Annotated in this window: 14 protein-coding genes and 2 tRNA genes; 1 reads left to right on the top strand and 15 read right to left on the bottom strand. The window is 46.7% G+C overall.

The window, feature by feature from the left end:
• Positions 1–12: 12 nt before the first annotated feature.
• Positions 13–1,224, bottom strand: a complete 1,212-nt coding sequence (gene odhB / locus ICN40_RS01215) for a 2-oxoglutarate dehydrogenase complex dihydrolipoyllysine-residue succinyltransferase (RefSeq protein ID WP_216241476.1) — start codon at positions 1,222–1,224, stop codon at positions 13–15.
• Between the two features lie 48 nt (positions 1,225–1,272).
• Positions 1,273–4,128 (bottom strand): 2-oxoglutarate dehydrogenase E1 component, encoded by a 2,856-nt coding sequence (locus tag ICN40_RS01210; protein ID WP_216241474.1) that lies wholly within the window; start codon positions 4,126–4,128, stop codon positions 1,273–1,275.
• A 299-nt stretch (positions 4,129–4,427) separates the two neighbouring features.
• Between ICN40_RS01210 and ICN40_RS01205 the strand changes: the two genes are divergently transcribed.
• Complete coding sequence (locus tag ICN40_RS01205) at positions 4,428–5,126, top strand: excisionase family DNA-binding protein (protein ID WP_216241471.1); 699 nt, start codon at positions 4,428–4,430, stop codon at positions 5,124–5,126.
• An 83-nt stretch (positions 5,127–5,209) separates the two neighbouring features.
• Here the strand turns inward: ICN40_RS01205 and ICN40_RS01200 are convergent, their stop codons facing one another.
• From ICN40_RS01200 to ICN40_RS01140, 13 genes are all read right to left on the bottom strand, one after another.
• Positions 5,210–5,494 (bottom strand): H-NS family nucleoid-associated regulatory protein, encoded by a 285-nt coding sequence (locus ICN40_RS01200; protein WP_215363416.1) that lies wholly within the window; start codon positions 5,492–5,494, stop codon positions 5,210–5,212.
• Positions 5,495–5,677: 183 nt separating this feature from the next.
• Positions 5,678–6,091, bottom strand: a complete 414-nt coding sequence (locus tag ICN40_RS01195) for a PaaI family thioesterase (protein WP_216241468.1) — start codon at positions 6,089–6,091, stop codon at positions 5,678–5,680.
• Between the two features lie 36 nt (positions 6,092–6,127).
• Positions 6,128–6,204 (bottom strand) — tRNA-Pro (locus tag ICN40_RS01190).
• 24 nt (positions 6,205–6,228) lie between these two features.
• The gene (locus tag ICN40_RS01185) at positions 6,229–6,579 is read right to left on the bottom strand and encodes a MerR family transcriptional regulator (protein WP_072582284.1); all 351 of its coding nucleotides are present in this window, start codon (positions 6,577–6,579) and stop codon (positions 6,229–6,231) included.
• Positions 6,557–6,880: an integration host factor subunit alpha gene (locus tag ICN40_RS01180; protein WP_072582283.1), complete on the bottom strand. Its 324-nt coding sequence runs from the start codon at positions 6,878–6,880 to the stop codon at positions 6,557–6,559. The genes ICN40_RS01185 and ICN40_RS01180 overlap by 23 nt, the downstream gene beginning before the upstream one ends.
• 53 nt (positions 6,881–6,933) lie before the next feature.
• The gene (gene pheT / locus ICN40_RS01175; protein WP_216241466.1) at positions 6,934–9,390 is read right to left on the bottom strand and encodes a phenylalanine--tRNA ligase subunit beta; all 2,457 of its coding nucleotides are present in this window, start codon (positions 9,388–9,390) and stop codon (positions 6,934–6,936) included.
• Positions 9,391–9,423: 33 nt separating this feature from the next.
• Positions 9,424–10,470, bottom strand: coding sequence for a phenylalanine--tRNA ligase subunit alpha (gene pheS, locus ICN40_RS01170; protein ID WP_216241464.1), 1,047 nt, complete (start codon positions 10,468–10,470; stop codon positions 9,424–9,426).
• A 25-nt stretch (positions 10,471–10,495) separates the two neighbouring features.
• Entirely contained in the window at positions 10,496–10,861 is a 366-nt protein-coding gene (gene rplT, locus ICN40_RS01165) for a 50S ribosomal protein L20 (protein WP_011902675.1), read from the bottom strand.
• A gap of 25 nt (positions 10,862–10,886) precedes the next feature.
• On the bottom strand, positions 10,887–11,084 hold the full coding sequence (gene rpmI, locus ICN40_RS01160; RefSeq protein ID WP_046330084.1) for a 50S ribosomal protein L35: 198 nt from the start codon (positions 11,082–11,084) through the stop codon (positions 10,887–10,889).
• Positions 11,085–11,224: 140 nt separating this feature from the next.
• Entirely contained in the window at positions 11,225–11,758 is a 534-nt protein-coding gene (infC, locus tag ICN40_RS01155; protein WP_374222774.1) for a translation initiation factor IF-3, read from the bottom strand.
• Between the two features lie 33 nt (positions 11,759–11,791).
• Entirely contained in the window at positions 11,792–13,714 is a 1,923-nt protein-coding gene (gene thrS, locus ICN40_RS01150) for a threonine--tRNA ligase (RefSeq protein ID WP_216241461.1), read from the bottom strand.
• Between the two features lie 124 nt (positions 13,715–13,838).
• A tRNA-Val gene (locus ICN40_RS01145) sits at positions 13,839–13,915 on the bottom strand.
• An 18-nt stretch (positions 13,916–13,933) separates the two neighbouring features.
• Entirely contained in the window at positions 13,934–15,967 is a 2,034-nt protein-coding gene (locus tag ICN40_RS01140; RefSeq protein ID WP_216241459.1) for a bifunctional (p)ppGpp synthetase/guanosine-3',5'-bis(diphosphate) 3'-pyrophosphohydrolase, read from the bottom strand.
• Between the last annotated feature and the right edge of the window lie 21 nt (positions 15,968–15,988).

Genomic DNA, 15,988 nt, shown 5'->3' with positions numbered 1-15,988 from the left:
GATCTTCCCTTCTTACAAATCAAGGAGAAGACGTGAAGGATCTTCTAAAGCATCCTTCATAGCAACTAAACCAAGCACAGCCTCACGACCGTCAATAATGCGGTGGTCATATGACAAAGCAAGATAGTTGATTGGACGAACAACTACTTGGCCATTTTCAACAACAGCACGATCTTTAGTTGCATGAATACCCAAAATAGCGGATTGCGGTGGGTTGATGATCGGAGTAGACAACATCGATCCGAATACGCCGCCGTTAGAGATGGAGAATGTACCGCCAGTCAACTCTTCAATCGACAATTTGCCATCGCGAGCCTTGGCACCGAACTCAGCAATTTTCTTCTCAATGTCAGCCAAATTCATTTGGTCAACATCACGCAAAATCGGAACTACCAAGCCACGTGGTGAGCTTACTGCGATACCGATATCAAAGTAACCGTGGTAAACAATGTCATTGCCATCAACCGAAGCATTCAAAAGTGGGAATTTCTTCAAAGCATGTGTAGCTGCTTTAACGAAGAAAGACATGAAGCCCAACTTCACACCGTGAACTTTTTCAAACTGATCTTTGTACTTGTTACGCATAGCGATTACTGGGGCCATATTGACTTCATTGAATGTAGTCAAAATAGCGTTGTTAGCTTGGGACTCAAGCAAACGCTCAGCAATACGAGCACGCAAACGGCTCATTGGTACACGCTCTTCTGGGCGATCACCCATTGGAACTGGCGCGCTTGGTAATGCAGTAGATTTAGCACCACCTGCTGAAGCATTCAATGCATCACCTTTGGTGATACGGCCATCACGACCAGAACCAGCAACCTGACCAGCGTCGATATTTTTCTCAGCCAGAATTTTTGCAGCGGAAGGAGCGGCGGCTGCACCAGCTTTAGCGGCAGGAGCGGCGGCTGCTTTTGCTGGGGCTGCTGCAGGAGCAGCAGCTGGTGCGGGCGCGGCGGATGCGGGAGCGGCAGCGGCAACAGCAGTGCTATCAATCTTTGCAATCAATTGCTCAGCAATAACGGTACCACCGTCAGCAACAACGATTTCTGTCAAAACACCAGCGGAAGGCGCTGGAACTTCGAGAACAACTTTGTCTGTTTCGATTTCGATCAAGATCTCGTCTTGACCAACAGCGTCACCAACCTTCTTTTTCCATTGCAACAAAGTTGCTTCAGCAACTGACTCTGAGAGTTGTGGAACTTTAACTTCGAAAATAGCCATGATTAATCCTGTTTATATGTATGTGTGTATATTGAATTATGAAGACGATTATTTCGTGATCACGTAACCTTTGAGTTTGGCAAATGCCGCATTCAGTAGAGACTTCTGCTGTTCTTGGTGGAGATGGGCATAACCACAAGCTGGTGATGCTGATGCAGGACGGCCTGCATAGCCCAACTTCATACCATCAGACATATTTTCCAAGATGTTATGCTGAACAAAGAACCAAGCACCTTGGTTTTGCGGCTCATCTTGACACCACACTACGTCTTCCAATTTCGGATACTTCTTCAACTCAGCAGTCAATGCTTTGTGCGGGAATGGATACAACTGCTCTAAGCGAATGATCGCTACATCAGCAATCTTCTTCTCAGCGCGCTGCTTAACCAAGTCATAATAGACCTTGCCAGAACACATGACTAAGCGGGTAACTTGCTTTGCATCGATAGAGTCATCACGTTCACCAATGATGGTCTGGAAGCCGCCTTTAGTAAATTCAGATAAAGGTGATGCGGCTTCTTTGTTACGCAACAATGATTTAGGAGTCATCAAGATCAGCGGCTTGCGGAACTGACGAATCATTTGACGACGCAACACGTGGAAGATCTGCGCCGCAGTAGTCGGCTGAATCACTTGCATATTAGTGTCTGCACATAACTGCATAAAACGTTCAAGACGTGCAGAAGAATGCTCTGGACCCTGACCTTCGTAACCATGCGGCAACATCATGACCAAGCCATTCGCACGACCCCACTTCACTTCACCAGAGGCGATGAACTGATCGATAACTACTTGAGCGCCGTTAGCAAAGTCGCCGAACTGGGCTTCCCAAATTGTTAAGGTGTTTGGTTCTGCAGCGGCATAGCCGTATTCAAAACCAAGCACAGCCTCTTCAGAAAGAATCGAGTCAATCACCACAAATGGCGCTTGATCTTTAGTGACGTGTTGAAGAGCGACATAAGTACCGGTATCCCACTTCTCACGGTTTTGCTCATGCAATACCGCATGACGGTGAGTAAAGGTGCCGCGTCCACTATCTTCACCAGATAAACGCACTGGATAGCCACTAGCCACCAAGGATGCGAAAGCCATATGCTCACCCATACCCCAATCTACATTCACCTCACCACGACCCATAGCGGCACGGTCGTTATAGACCTTAGCAACCAATGGATGCGCCTTGAAACCTTCGGGAATAGTAGAAATCTTCTCAGCCAATCGCTTCCACTCTGTTAATGGAATCGCCGTATCGGCTTCATCGGTCCACTTCTTATTTAAGAACGGAGACCAATCGACTGCAAACTTGCCTTTGAAGTTGCTCAACACTGGATCGGAGGTTTGCTTACCTTCATCCATAGCAGCGCGGTACTCTTTGACCATGAGGTCACCGGTGCCTGCAGGCAATACGCCTTGAGTTTCTAATTTATCAGCATACAGCTTGCGTGTGCCAGGATGTGCGGCAATGATTTTGTACATCAAGGGCTGTGTCATTGCAGGCGTATCTTGCTCGTTGTGACCCAATTTACGGAAGCAGATGATGTCAACTGCAACGTCCTTATGAAACTTCATGCGGAACTCAACAGCCAACTTAGTCGCCAACACTACCGCTTCAGGATCGTCGCCGTTCACGTGCAATACCGGGGCATCCACAATCTTCATGATGTCCGTGCAATACAAGCTCGAACGCAAGTCACGTGGATCTGAGGTCGTGAAACCAATTTGGTTGTTAATCACAATGTGCATTGTGCCGCCCGTGGAATAACCACGCACTTCTGACATTGCTAATGTTTCTTGCATCACGCCCTGACCTGCAATCGCAGCATCACCGTGAACTAACACCGGCATGACTTGCTCACCCAACATATCACCACGACGCTCCATACGAGCACGTGCAGAACCTTCAACCACTGGATTAACAATCTCTAAATGGGATGGGTTAAATGCCAATGACAAGTGAACCGGACCGCCAGGAGTGGAAATATCGCTCGAGAAACCTTGGTGGTATTTAACGTCGCCAGCTGGCAATGTCTCTGGACCCTTGTGCTCAAACTCAGCAAACAAGTCCTTAGGCATTTTGCCCAAGGTGTTGACCAACACGTTGAGACGACCACGGTGGGCCATACCAATGACGATCTCTTGAATACCTTTGTTGCCAGAGTCACGAATCAACTCGTCCATACAGGCGATGAAGCTTTCACCACCTTCGAGGGAGAAGCGCTTTTGACCAACATACTTAGCTTGAAGGTAGCGCTCTAAGCCTTCAGAAGCAGTAATGCGATCCAAAATATGACGCTTCTCATCCACATTAAATTGCGGGGTTGAACGAATAGACTCTAATTTTTCTTGCCACCACTTCTTAATCTTCTGGTCGGCAATAAACATAAATTCGACACCGATCGTGCCGCAGTATGTCTCACGCAATGCTTGGAGCAAATCGCGCAAGGACATTTCGTTTTTACCGAAGAATGTATTACTAGTATTGAAGACGATATCCATATCGCCATCAGTAAAGCCATAGAAAGCGGGATCTAACTCAGGAATATCCTGGCGCTCTGTCCGCTTTAATGGATCTAAGTTTGCCCAGCGATTGCCCACGTTACGGTACGCGGCAATTAACTGCTGCACAGCAACGCGTTTGCGACCCATCTCTGAGTCAGCCGAATCAGAAATCGTTCTGATTGGGCCTTGCTTAGCGCGCTCAGCAAATGAAGCAACAATAGGTGCATGGGCAATGTCAGTTCGAGATGAACCGTCAACCGCAGGAACCTGTTTCACGTTATCGAAATAATCTCGCCAATGATCAGCTACGGAAGCTGGATCGTGCAAGTAGGATTCGTAGAGTTCCTCTACGTAGGGTGCGTTTCCGCCGAAGAGATAGGAGTTATCTCTTTGATCCTGCATCATGATGCTCACCTTTCATCGGGTTTCCCGAATAAAAACTGTGGTTAAAACCATTCGTTACACGGCTCTACCGTTTAGCGAATTGATCTGTGCGAATACTGGTGCTACAGGTGTAATTTAACACGAATGACCATTGATACATAAAGGGCTTTCCCTGATTTCAAGGAATTTTGGGGTATCTCCCTATAAATGAGAATTAATAAGAACTTTCCTACCCCGCTTTAAAGGTTTACCGACAGATTCAAATGAATTTGATTTTTATTCTCTAAATCTTCAAACAATTAAATGAAATTAAGGGAAATATGAAATTAATTACCCCAGAAACGGAATATCTCAGTACTCGCCAAAGCGCCAAGGTTTTACAGGTTTCCCTAGGCACCGTTCAGAAAATGGTGGAATTAGGCGAACTGATTGCTTGGAAAACCCGTGGCGGTCACAGACGAATATTGGCAAGTTCCTTAGAACAGCAATTACAGCGCAGAAAAAGGGCTATGCGTCAAAAGACCACTCAAAACTGTGTAGCCATGGGGATATTTAGAAGATCTGAGAATGGCCAAGAATTATTAGAGTCTATTGCTGATTGGCAGCTCAAAGTAGATATGGAAATGGCGGTAGATAGCCTGGAGGGCTTAATGAAGGCTGTTTCCATTGCCCCCGATTTGATCTTTTTAGATGCTCTTATTCCGCCTGTAGAGCAAGTCCATTTAATCCATTATTTGAGCAAAAACAAGGATACACAGCGCATACCTATTCTAGTAGATGAAGGTTTTATCAAACTTCATCCCGGCGTAGTAGCCCTGGCGGATGAGAACTCTGGTGGCAAGCACCCATTGAGTGAAAGCATCAAACAGGAGCTCGAAAACGGTTTAATTGACCTCAACCCACTCATTATTGGCTACCCCGCAACTAATCCAGAGGCTGAGGGAAACTGGCCTCATGGTAGTAGGCATGAGTTACTAGAACCCCTATTTGTAGAAGCTTTGGCTAGGAAGTGCGCTTAAAGGGTAATTCAGATTGAGAAAGGAGCAAAAGAAAAGGCCGCTATCAGCGGCCTTTAGTACTAAAACTTAAGAAAAACAAGCACTTAGATCAAATAGCTACCACGATCTCTGCCTTCAATCCACTTTGGCGCCTTACCTCTACCAGTCCAGGTTTCGCCTGTAGATGGATTGCGGTATTTAGGAGCCACTTTACCGCCAGCGCTCTTTACGCCGGCTTTACGGCTAAATAGATCGGATGCAGTTAAGCCATATTGCTCAATAATGACTTTGGCCTTGGCAATGCCATCTGCCTTTTCATGGGCAATTGCTTCTTTAATCTGTTTATCCAACTGCTCGCGTTGGGCTAAAAGCTCTTTATAAGAAGACATATTCTTTTCACTCTCCGAATAATAGGTTGTTTTATAGGGCTTATATAAGCCATATTAGATGATGATTATATATACATTAATCAATCAGGCAATATATATTATTCGGAATAATTAACTATATTTATTAGGGCTATATCAGCTCAGGTTAATAAAAGACATAATCTTTATAAATATTATATTTAACTAAACTGTTTTTGATTCTCTGAGCATAAATGTACCGCTGGATTTGGCGGTTATCTCCCCTGCTTCATTCAAAACAACAGCTTCGCAGTAGTTAATCGTCTTTCCTGGCTTGAGGATGGTGCCCTCCACCACGATTTTGCCGGTGCTGGGACGCAGGAAACTGACTGACATATCAATCGTCATCGCCCCCAAGGGAACCTCGGAAATGCTCCGAGCTGCAGCCCCCATTGCAAAATCCAGAAGCGTCATGATGACGCCGCCATGGGCAATACCAAAGCTGTTCTCATACTCAGGCTTAAGATCGAGGCTAATTCGTGACTTACCCTCTTTCGCATACTCAGGAACTACGCCCAAATGCGCCAAAAAAGGAATTTTGAGACCAAAGTATTCAACGGGTTTTGTTTCGCTTGTCATGGAGATGGTGCTTTGAGATGGTGGGATTAGTTTGAATGGTCGGGGCGAGAGGATTTGAACCTCCGACCACATGCACCCCATGCATGTACGCTACCAGGCTGCGCTACGCCCCGACGAAAGCAAAATTGTAGCAGTAACTATTTAGAGAGAATCTGCAGAACCGCTTGCAATTCTTCACGCAGACGGAGATCGCCACGAGCCTCTTCAAGGCGATTACGAGCACCGCTAATCGTGAAGCCCTCTTCATAGAGGAGAGAGCGAATCTTTCTGATCAAGACCACTTCATGATGCTGGTAGTAGCGACGGTTACCGCGGCGCTTTTGTGGGCTGAGTTGAGCAAACTCCTGCTCCCAATAACGCAGTACGTGTGAGCGCACACCGCAAAGATCAGCTACTTCACCAATGGTGAAATAGCGCTTTGCTGGTATCGGGGGAAGTTGAGAGCTCAGCAGCGCTGAGCTAGCATCAAACTCGGTTTTCTCGAGCATGTGACTCCACTACATCTTTAAGCTTTTGACTTGCGTGAAATGTAACTACGCGTCTAGCTGCAATCGGAATCATTTGACCTGTCTTTGGATTTCGGCCAGGACGAGCCGACTTATTGCGCAACTGGAAATTACCAAAACCGGAAATCTTAACTTCTACGCCCGCTTCAAGGGATTGGCCAACACGATCAAAAAAGGCATCGATCATATCTTTTGCTTCGCGCTTATTTAGTCCAACTTGATCAAAAAGAGCTTCAGATAGCTCATTCTTGGTAACAGTGTCGTTAGAAATCAATTCAGTCATTGCTTGTCTCTTTGGTAACTAATTAATTATTTGATTTATGCCTAATATTAAACCTAGCGCAAACGGGCCGCGCACTTTTTCTCTACTGCGCCCAATAAAGTAGCCATTACTGCATCAATTTGGGGATCCTGCAATGTCTCATTAGGGTTTAAGAGGGTTACTCGAAAAGCCAAGCTCTTCTCATCATCTGCCATGCTGCTTGATCCAGCCTTAGGCTTGAATTCATCAAAGAGTTCAATATTGCGCACAAAATTTTGCTTACTAGCAGCCATAACATCTAACAGGGACTGCGCAGAAACGCTTTGCTTCACAACCAAGGCCAAATCACGTTGCACTGCAGGGAATTTACTCAACTCTTCAGGCACTGGTAAGCCAAGCTCACGAATAGGATCTAAGTCTAATTCAAACAAAACAGGCGCCTGCGGTAACTCATAAGCCTGCTGCAGACCGGGATGAAGTTCTCCGATGAAGCCAACTTCAACGCGATTCTTGCCTGCAATCAAGAATACCTTAGCGCTACGGCCAGGATGTAGCGCTGGATGTTGCGCAGCTTCTGTAATGAAATGTAGTGGATCCAAAACCCGCTCAAGATCACCCTTAACATCAAAGAAATCAACTGCACGGGTTGCATTGGCCCATTGCTCTGGAATGAAAGATCCATAAGCTAGGCCACCAATTTTCTGAGGCTGATGAAACCCGGCCACTTTGCCGGCCTCTTCTTGAGCATTCACGTCACGCTTAAATACACGGCCAGTCTCAAACAGGCGTACACGCCCTGCTCCACGGTTCAAATTCGCCTTGAGGTTATTTAACAAGCCACCCCAAAGCGTGCTGCGCATCACACCGTATTGACTAGCAATAGGATTTAGCACTTCAATGATGTCCTTTTCAGTGGCGCCAGTTAAACGCTTTTCACTTTCGAGATCTGTGAAACCAAAATTTACTGCTTCTTGATAACCTTGGAGAGCCAAACGCTGACGCAATAAATGAACACCGCGTTTTGCTTCTGCTTTAGCACTCATCTTCAATGAGGCTACTGGCGGTTGATCCGGAATATTTTCAAAGCCGTACATACGCGCGACTTCTTCAATTAAATCTTCTTCGATCTCAATATCGAAACGATAGCTTGGGGGTGTGACGACAAAAGTATCACCCTCTTGCTTAAACTCAAAACCAAGGCGCTGAAATACATCGGCAACCACTTCATTTGTCAGTGGAATACCAATCACTTTTTCTGCTCTAGCCAAGCGCATTTTGACTGGCTTACGTTCTGGCACATTCAATACTTGATCATCTACTGGGCCCACTTGACCACCGCAGACCTCAATAATTAAGGCGCTGAGATACTCCAGACAATTCACCGTATTTTGTGGATCTACACCGCGCTCAAAGCGATGAGCAGCATCAGTGCTGAAATTGAAGCGACGGGCACGTCCCTGAATAGCTGATGGCACCCAATAAGCAGCCTCAACATAGATATTCTTGGTGTCATCAGATACGGCGCAATGATTGCCGCCCATAATTCCCGCAAGAGCTACCGGACCATTCTGATCAGCAACCACGCCAGCGTCCTGCATCTTGCCTGCAGAGTCGGGGCCCTGCAAAGTCACGGTCTGACCATTTAATAATTCAAGAGTTTCGCCTGCTTTAGCCCAACGAACAGTGATATCGCCATTCAATTTATCAATATCAAATACGTGGGTGGGTTGACCCATCTCTAGCATGACGTAGTTAGAGAGATCCACTAATGCAGAAATACTTCTTTGACCTGCGCGGGATAAACGCTGCACAATCCATTCGGGTGTTTTAGCCTGAGGATTAACGCCACGAATCACACGACCAGCAAAACGTCCACAGAGCTGTTTATCTTCTACAGTAACTTTGCGCTTGTCTTCTATTGATACCGCTGGTGGAGTCCATTTAGGCGCGCAGAGCACAGCGCCAGTGATTGCAGAGACTTCTCTTGCCATACCCATTAATGAAAGGCAATCTGCTTTATTCGGGGTTAACTTAATAACAAAGATTTGATCATCAAGATCCAGATATTCACGAATATCTTTTCCAACTGGCGCATCGGCTGGCAACTCGAGAATGCCTTCATGATCATCGCCGAGACCAATCTCACGGCCAGAGCACAACATGCCTTGGCTTTCAACACCGCGTAGCTTACCTACTTTGATCATGAATGGCTTGCCACCGGCTTCAGCGGGAGGCAATTCCGCGCCAACCATAGCGCACGGAATCTTAATACCGGAACGCGCATTAGGCGCACCACAAACAATTTGTAATTCTTGACCAGTTCCTGCGTCTACTTTGCAAACACGTAAACGGTCTGCATCAGGATGTTGCTCAGCAGACAATATCTGCGCAATCACGATCTTAGTAAATGCAGGCGCTACTGAATGCTGCTCTTCAACTTCTAAACCAGCCATTGTCATTGCATGACCAAGCGCATCACTATCAAGCGATGGGTTTACATACTGACGAAGCCAAGATTCAGAAAATTGCATAGCGCGATCTAAGGTTAAGTAGTAATAATATTTTTATGCAGGGAACTGCGCTAAGAAACGCAGATCGTTTTCAAAGAAGAGGCGCAAGTCATCTACGCCGTAACGCAGCATTGTTAAGCGTTCTAGACCAGATCCAAATGCGAAGCCGGTATAGCGCTCTGGGTCGATACCCATATTACGTAAGACGTTTGGATGAACCTGCCCTGCTCCAGAGATCTCTAACCAACGGCCGGCAAGTTTGCCGCTACCGAAGGCCATATCAATCTCAGCCGATGGCTCAGTGAATGGGAAATATGAAGGTCTGAAACGAACTTGCAATGCATTCGTTTCAAAGAAGGTTCTTAAGAAATCTGTATATACGCCTTTGAGGTCTGCAAACGAAACACTCTCAGCAATCCACAAGCCTTCAACTTGATGGAACATTGGTGAATGGGTTGCGTCGCTATCAACACGATAGGTTCTGCCTGGCGCAATCACTTTGATTGGCGGCATTACATCTGCATTAGCGTACTTCTTAACATGCTCGCTCGCATAACGAACCTGAATGGGGCTGGTATGCGTACGCAATAGCAAGGGCTTCTCGTTAGAATCTTTGCCATCGATATAAAAGGTATCCTGCATTGAACGTGCAGGATGATTCTCAGGACTATTTAAGGCTGTGAAATTAAACCAATCGGTTTCAATTTCAGGGCCATCTGCTACATCAAAACCAATCGAACGGAAAATCTCTTCAACGCGCTCCCAGGTGCGCATCACAGGATGCAAGCTACCTACTGCTTGGCCACGGCCAGGCAAGGAAACGTCAATAGACTCCGCCGCAAGACGTTGCATCAATACAGCATCAGCCAAAGCTTGGCGACGCTCTTGTAATGCAGCTTCTACTTGAGTTTTGATTTGATTAATTTGGGCGCCAGCACTCTTGCGCTCATCAGGCGACATTCCACCAAGCGCTTTTAAACGCTCAGTGAGAACACCTGACTTACCGAGATACTTGGCTTTCGCGTCCTCTAGAGCTGCCGCATCGGCAGCTCCGAGGAAATCACGTTTAGCATCCTCGACAATGTGGTCGAGAGAAACCATTGCAGCTTAGTTTAGAAAACTAAGATTAAGCTGCAGCGTTTACTACGGATTTGATCCGAGTAACCAAAGCAGCAAAAGCCGCTTTGTCAGCAATGGCCATATCAGAAAGTACTTTGCGGTCGAGTTCGATCGCAGCTTTCTTCATACCATTCATGAATACGCTATAGGTCATGTCATGCTGACGAACTGCCGCGTTGATACGAGCAATCCACAATGCGCGGAATACACGTTTCTTATTGCGACGGTCACGATATGCATATTGACCAGCACGCATAACCGCTTGCTTAGCAATACGGAATACGTTCTTACGACGGCCACGGTAACCTGTAGCGGCATCGGTGATTTTCTTATGACGGGCTCTTGCTGTAACCCCACGTTTGACTCTTGGCATTTATTTCTCCTAATCTAGTCTGAGGTTAAGCGTATGGAAGCATGGAGCGAATTGACTTAACGTCAGCTTTCGCAACTTCGGTGGTACCACGTAAGTGACGCTTATTCTTTGTGGTCTTCTTGGTGAGGATGTGGCGTTTGAAAGCCTGTCCTCGTTTAATCGTTCCGCCTGCGCGAACCGTGAAGCGCTTTTTAGCGCTACTCTTGCTCTTCATCTTGGGCATAAAGCACCCCTTCAATTACTTGTGCAACATAGGTGGTAACCGACGGTTACTCTTCCTGTACCCAGAAGCACTTCAAACTACCGGCATCCTCAGTTATTCACCTCGGATACCTCCCTACATAAGAACCAGGTTTAGCCTGATTACTTAGCCTTACGAATGGGGGCCAATACCATCACCATCTGGCGGCCTTCCATTTTTGGAAACTGCTCGACTTGGCCGTATTCAACGAGATCCAACTTCAAACGTTCCAACATTCTGACTCCGATTTCTTGGTGGGCCATTTCACGACCCCGAAACCGCAGCGTAATCTTTGTCTTATCGCCATCTTCCAAAAAGCGGATTAGATTGCGTAGCTTCACACCGTAGTCACCATCATCAGTACCAGGGCGGAACTTCACTTCCTTCACCTGAATGACTTTTTGCTTCAGCTTAGCTTCATGCATCCGCTTGGCTTCTTGGTATTTGAATTTGCCGAAGTCCATGATGCGGACTACAGGTGGCACAGCCGTCGGAGCAATTTCAACCAAATCGGTCTCTTTCTCTTCTGCCAAAGCCAAGGCTTCACTCAACTTAACTACACCGATGGGCTCTCCATCAATTCCAATCAAACGCACTTCAGGAGCAGTAATTTCCCGGTTAATGCGCTGCAATTTTTCAGTAGCGATCTTCTTAATTCCTTTAAAAAAACAATAAAAACCGTTCTAACCCTAGCTAAGCTCGGGTCCGACTTTCTGGGATATATCCTGCTGGAGTCGGGCAACGAAGGCATCAAGAGGCATTACACCTAAATCCACTCCGCCACGGGCACGAACGGCCACCGTATTGCTTTCAGACTCTTTATCACCTACAACTAGTAAAAATGGAGTCTTCTGTAATGCGTGCTCGCGTATTTTATACGTAATTTTCTCGTTCCGCAAATCGGATTCCACTCTAAACCCTTGTTTTTTCAGCAATTGCCGCACTTGTTGTGCATATGCAGCAGAATTTCCGGAGATATTAAGGACTACAGCCTGGGTTGGAGCCAGCCAAACAGGCATGTTTCCAGCGTGGTTTTCGATCAAAATACCGATAAAACGCTCTAAAGAACCCACAATTGCCCTATGGAGCATGACTGGGGTCTTGCGAGTATTGTCTTCGGCGACATATTCAGCGCCCAAGCGTGCTGGCATCGAGAAATCCACCTGAATCGTGCCGCACTGCCAAGTACGACCAATCGAGTCCTTCAGGTGATATTCAATCTTAGGACCATAAAAAGCACCCTCGCCTGGCAATTCTTCCCATTCCTGGCCTGAGGCCTTGAGGGCACCACGGAGAGCCTCTTCTGCTTTATCCCAAATAGCATCATCGCCTACACGCTTAGCAGGACGTAAGGCTAGCTTTACAGCAACCTCGGTAAACCCAAAATCTTGATACACAGCGCGCACTGCTTTATCAAAAGCAGCAACCTCTGATTGAATTTGATCTTCAGTACAGAAAATATGACCATCATCTTGCGTGAAGCCGCGCACACGCATCAAACCATGCAATGCACCTGATGGTTCGTTACGGTGACATTGGCCAAACTCACCAAAACGTAATGGCAACTCACGATAGCTATGCAAGCCAGAGTTATAAATTTGTACGTGACCAGGACAGTTCATCGGCTTTAATGCATAAGCACGATTCTCCGACTCCGTCGTGAACATATTTTCTTTATAGTTTTCCCAGTGACCTGATTTTTCCCAAAGGCCGCGATCCAAAATCTGCGGAGCTTTTACTTCTTGATAGCCTTCTTGCTGATACACGCGACGCATGTATTGCTCAACTTCTTGCCAAATGGACCAACCTTTTGGATGCCAGAAAATTAAACCAGGCGCTTCTTCTTGAAAATGAAATAAATCAAGTTGCTTACCGAGGCGGCGGTGATCACGCTTCTCAGATTCTTCAAGCATATGTAAGTAAGCATCTTGATCTTCTTTACGCAACCATGCAGTGCCGTAAATACGCTGCAGCATCTCATTCTTGCTATCGCCACGCCAGTAAGCGCCAGCCAGCTTCATAAGCTTAAATACCTTGAGCTTGCCGGTAGATGGCACGTGTGGGCCGCGACAAAGGTCAGTGAACTTACCTTCGGCATATAAAGAAACATCCTCACCCTGTGGAATGCTGGCAATCAATTCTGCTTTGTAGTTTTCGCCTTGCTTCTTAAAAAACTCGACAGCGTCATCGCGCGGCATTACGGTACGAGTCACTGGCTCATCTTTTTTAGCGAGCTCAGTCATTTTCTTTTCTAAAGCGACTAAGTCATCCGGAGTAAATGGGCGGTGATAAGAGAAGTCATAGTAAAAACCATTCTCGATTACTGGACCAATAGTGACTTGTGCTTCTGGAAATAATTCTTTTACAGCATAAGCTAATAAGTGCGCTGTAGAGTGACGCACAATTTCAAGCGCCTCAGGACTTTTGTCAGTGATGATGGCTAATTGACTGTCTTTATCAATCACAAAACTGGTATCAACCATCTTGCCATCGACGATGCCGCCTAAAGCAGCTTTTGCAAGACCACTACCGATGCTTTGAGCAACATCCGCTACGCGAACTGGTGCCTCAAACTCACGTTTTGATCCATCGGGCAGAGTAACTACAAGCATGATGACCCCATCTTATTTACTGAACTTCATTACTGACATCTTTCCCAAAAAGAAAGCGCGGTAGCTTTGGGGCATCCGCGCCTCTTTGAAGCCATGATTAGCACTTCTTTCGGGTCTTATTCGTTGGTAGGCTCGATTGGACTCGAACCAACGACCCCCACCATGTCAAGGTGGTGCTCTAACCAGCTGAGCTACGAGCCTATACAGCCATAGAGTTTATCACCGGCGGCGCACTTGGGTGACCCCTTTGACCTCTTCTAGGCTGTTTTGCACGACTCGCAGCACTTCAGAATCCTTCACCTCAATCGTTAAAAGGATCTGGGCAAGACCTTTTTTGGCTGATTTACGCAAATCGATCACATGCACCCCCTGCCTAGTTAGAATTTCAAAGAGCTCCCGCATTAACTGTGGGCGATCTAAGCCAGTCACCACCAAATCAGCTGGAAAGACGCGTTTTTGCTCTTGATTGACCACAGAATCAGCAGCAGAAGCAGTCCAAGCCGTTTGAATGACCCGCTCAGGCGCCCTCTCCAGCAAACCTCTAAAGGTTTTGCATGAGCGACGGTGAATTGAAATACCTCTACCTTGGGTCACAAATCCCGCAATCGAGTCTGGTGGAACGGGCCGGCAGCAACGCGCCAACTGGGTCAATAATGAATCCACGCCAACGACCAAAACATCGCCACCTCGCCCTGCTTTATGAGTGCTGTTGCGTAAAACGATTTCAGGTGTTGTGGGTAGAGTCTTTAGCTCGGGAATTGCTTCAGCTTTACCCTCTACAGATTTTCCAGATTGTCCAGCCTCTTCATCATCAAGTGCATTAAACCAAGCACGCACTCGTTGGCGTGCTCTTTGTGAGCGTACATAGTGCTTATCAGGGCTAATCCAATCGCGTGATGGGCCACCGTGCTTGACAGCAATAATCTCGATCGTTTGGCCATTCTTCAATGCAGTCTCTAGCGGAACCATTGCACCATCTATACGTGCACCCCGGCAACGATGACCAAGGTTAGTGTGAACCGCATAAGCAAAGTCAATTGGCGTTGAGCCCTTCTCTAAAGAAATCACTTTCCCTAAAGGCGTAAGAACATAAATATGGTCGTCAATCTCATGGTGCTTAAGCTGCTCCCAAGCATCCTCTTTCCAAGAGATAAGCTGGCGAGCCCAAGCGATTTGCCTTTCATAAGCAACCTCTGCGCTATGCGTGCCTTGCTGGTGAGTAACACTTGGCTTGTTTGTTTTGGCAGGATTTGGGGGTGTGGCCATACCCGCATAAGCACCCTCTTTGTAGCGCCAATGCGCAGCTAAACCATACTCCGCCTGCTGATGCATTTCTTGTGTGCGCACCTGAATCTCAAATGCGGTACCGTCTTCGTTCATCACTACTGTATGCAGCGATTGATAACCGTTAGGCTTCGGGCGCGCGATGTAATCATCAAACTCTCTTGGCACCGGCTGCCAGACGTTGTGCACGATGCCTAATACAGCGTAGCAAGATTTGACATCGGCGACTAATACCCGAAATGCTCTGACATCATAAAGATTGGCAAAGTCTAATGATTTACCTTCCATCTTTTTCCAGATGCTGTAAATATGTTTTGGTCTTCCAAGTACCTCGCCCTCAATCTGCGCAGTCTTTAATTCTTGCTGTAATTGCAAGACGACTTGGTCGATGAATGATTGGCGCTCAATGCGTTTAGCATCCAGCATCTTCGCAATATCACGATAAGTCTGCGGTGAGAGCGCTCGAAATGCTAAGTCCTCCATCTCCCACTTCATTTGCCAAATACCCAATCGATTGGCTAGTGAGGCATCGATACTCAAGATTTCTTGAGCCCAAGCTGCAGGCATCTCGATCTTCTCTTGTGTAATCCAGCGCAATGTCTGCAGACGGGAGGCAAGATAAATCAGAACTACCCGCAAATCATCACCAAATGCCAAAAGCATTTTGCGCAACATTTCTTCTTGGCCAGTAACACTTAAGCCACCATCATCACGAACCAACTTTGCTTGGGCTTGTCGTAAGCCGCGATATCCAATGAGCAGTTTCGCGGACTCTTCGCCAATGAGTTTGATGAGGGCTTCTTTGCCATGGGTGCGGGCAATATTGCTGGCAGCAGTTAATGTCGCCTCATCTAGATTAAGAGACTGCAATACTTGTAATACGCCGGCTGCGTGCAATTCTGCCGGCTCACCATACCAGGCATCTACGAATACTGACTCTTTTGTCGATTTGCTGGGGACATTTGCCATTGGCAATAAGCGGTGATTAAG

It is taken from the genome of Polynucleobacter sp. Fuers-14, assembly GCF_018882045.1.
Taxonomy (GTDB): Bacteria; Pseudomonadota; Gammaproteobacteria; order Burkholderiales; family Burkholderiaceae; genus Polynucleobacter.
Note: the sequence above shows the minus strand (reverse complement) of the source record. Positions and strands in the feature narration are given on the sequence as shown.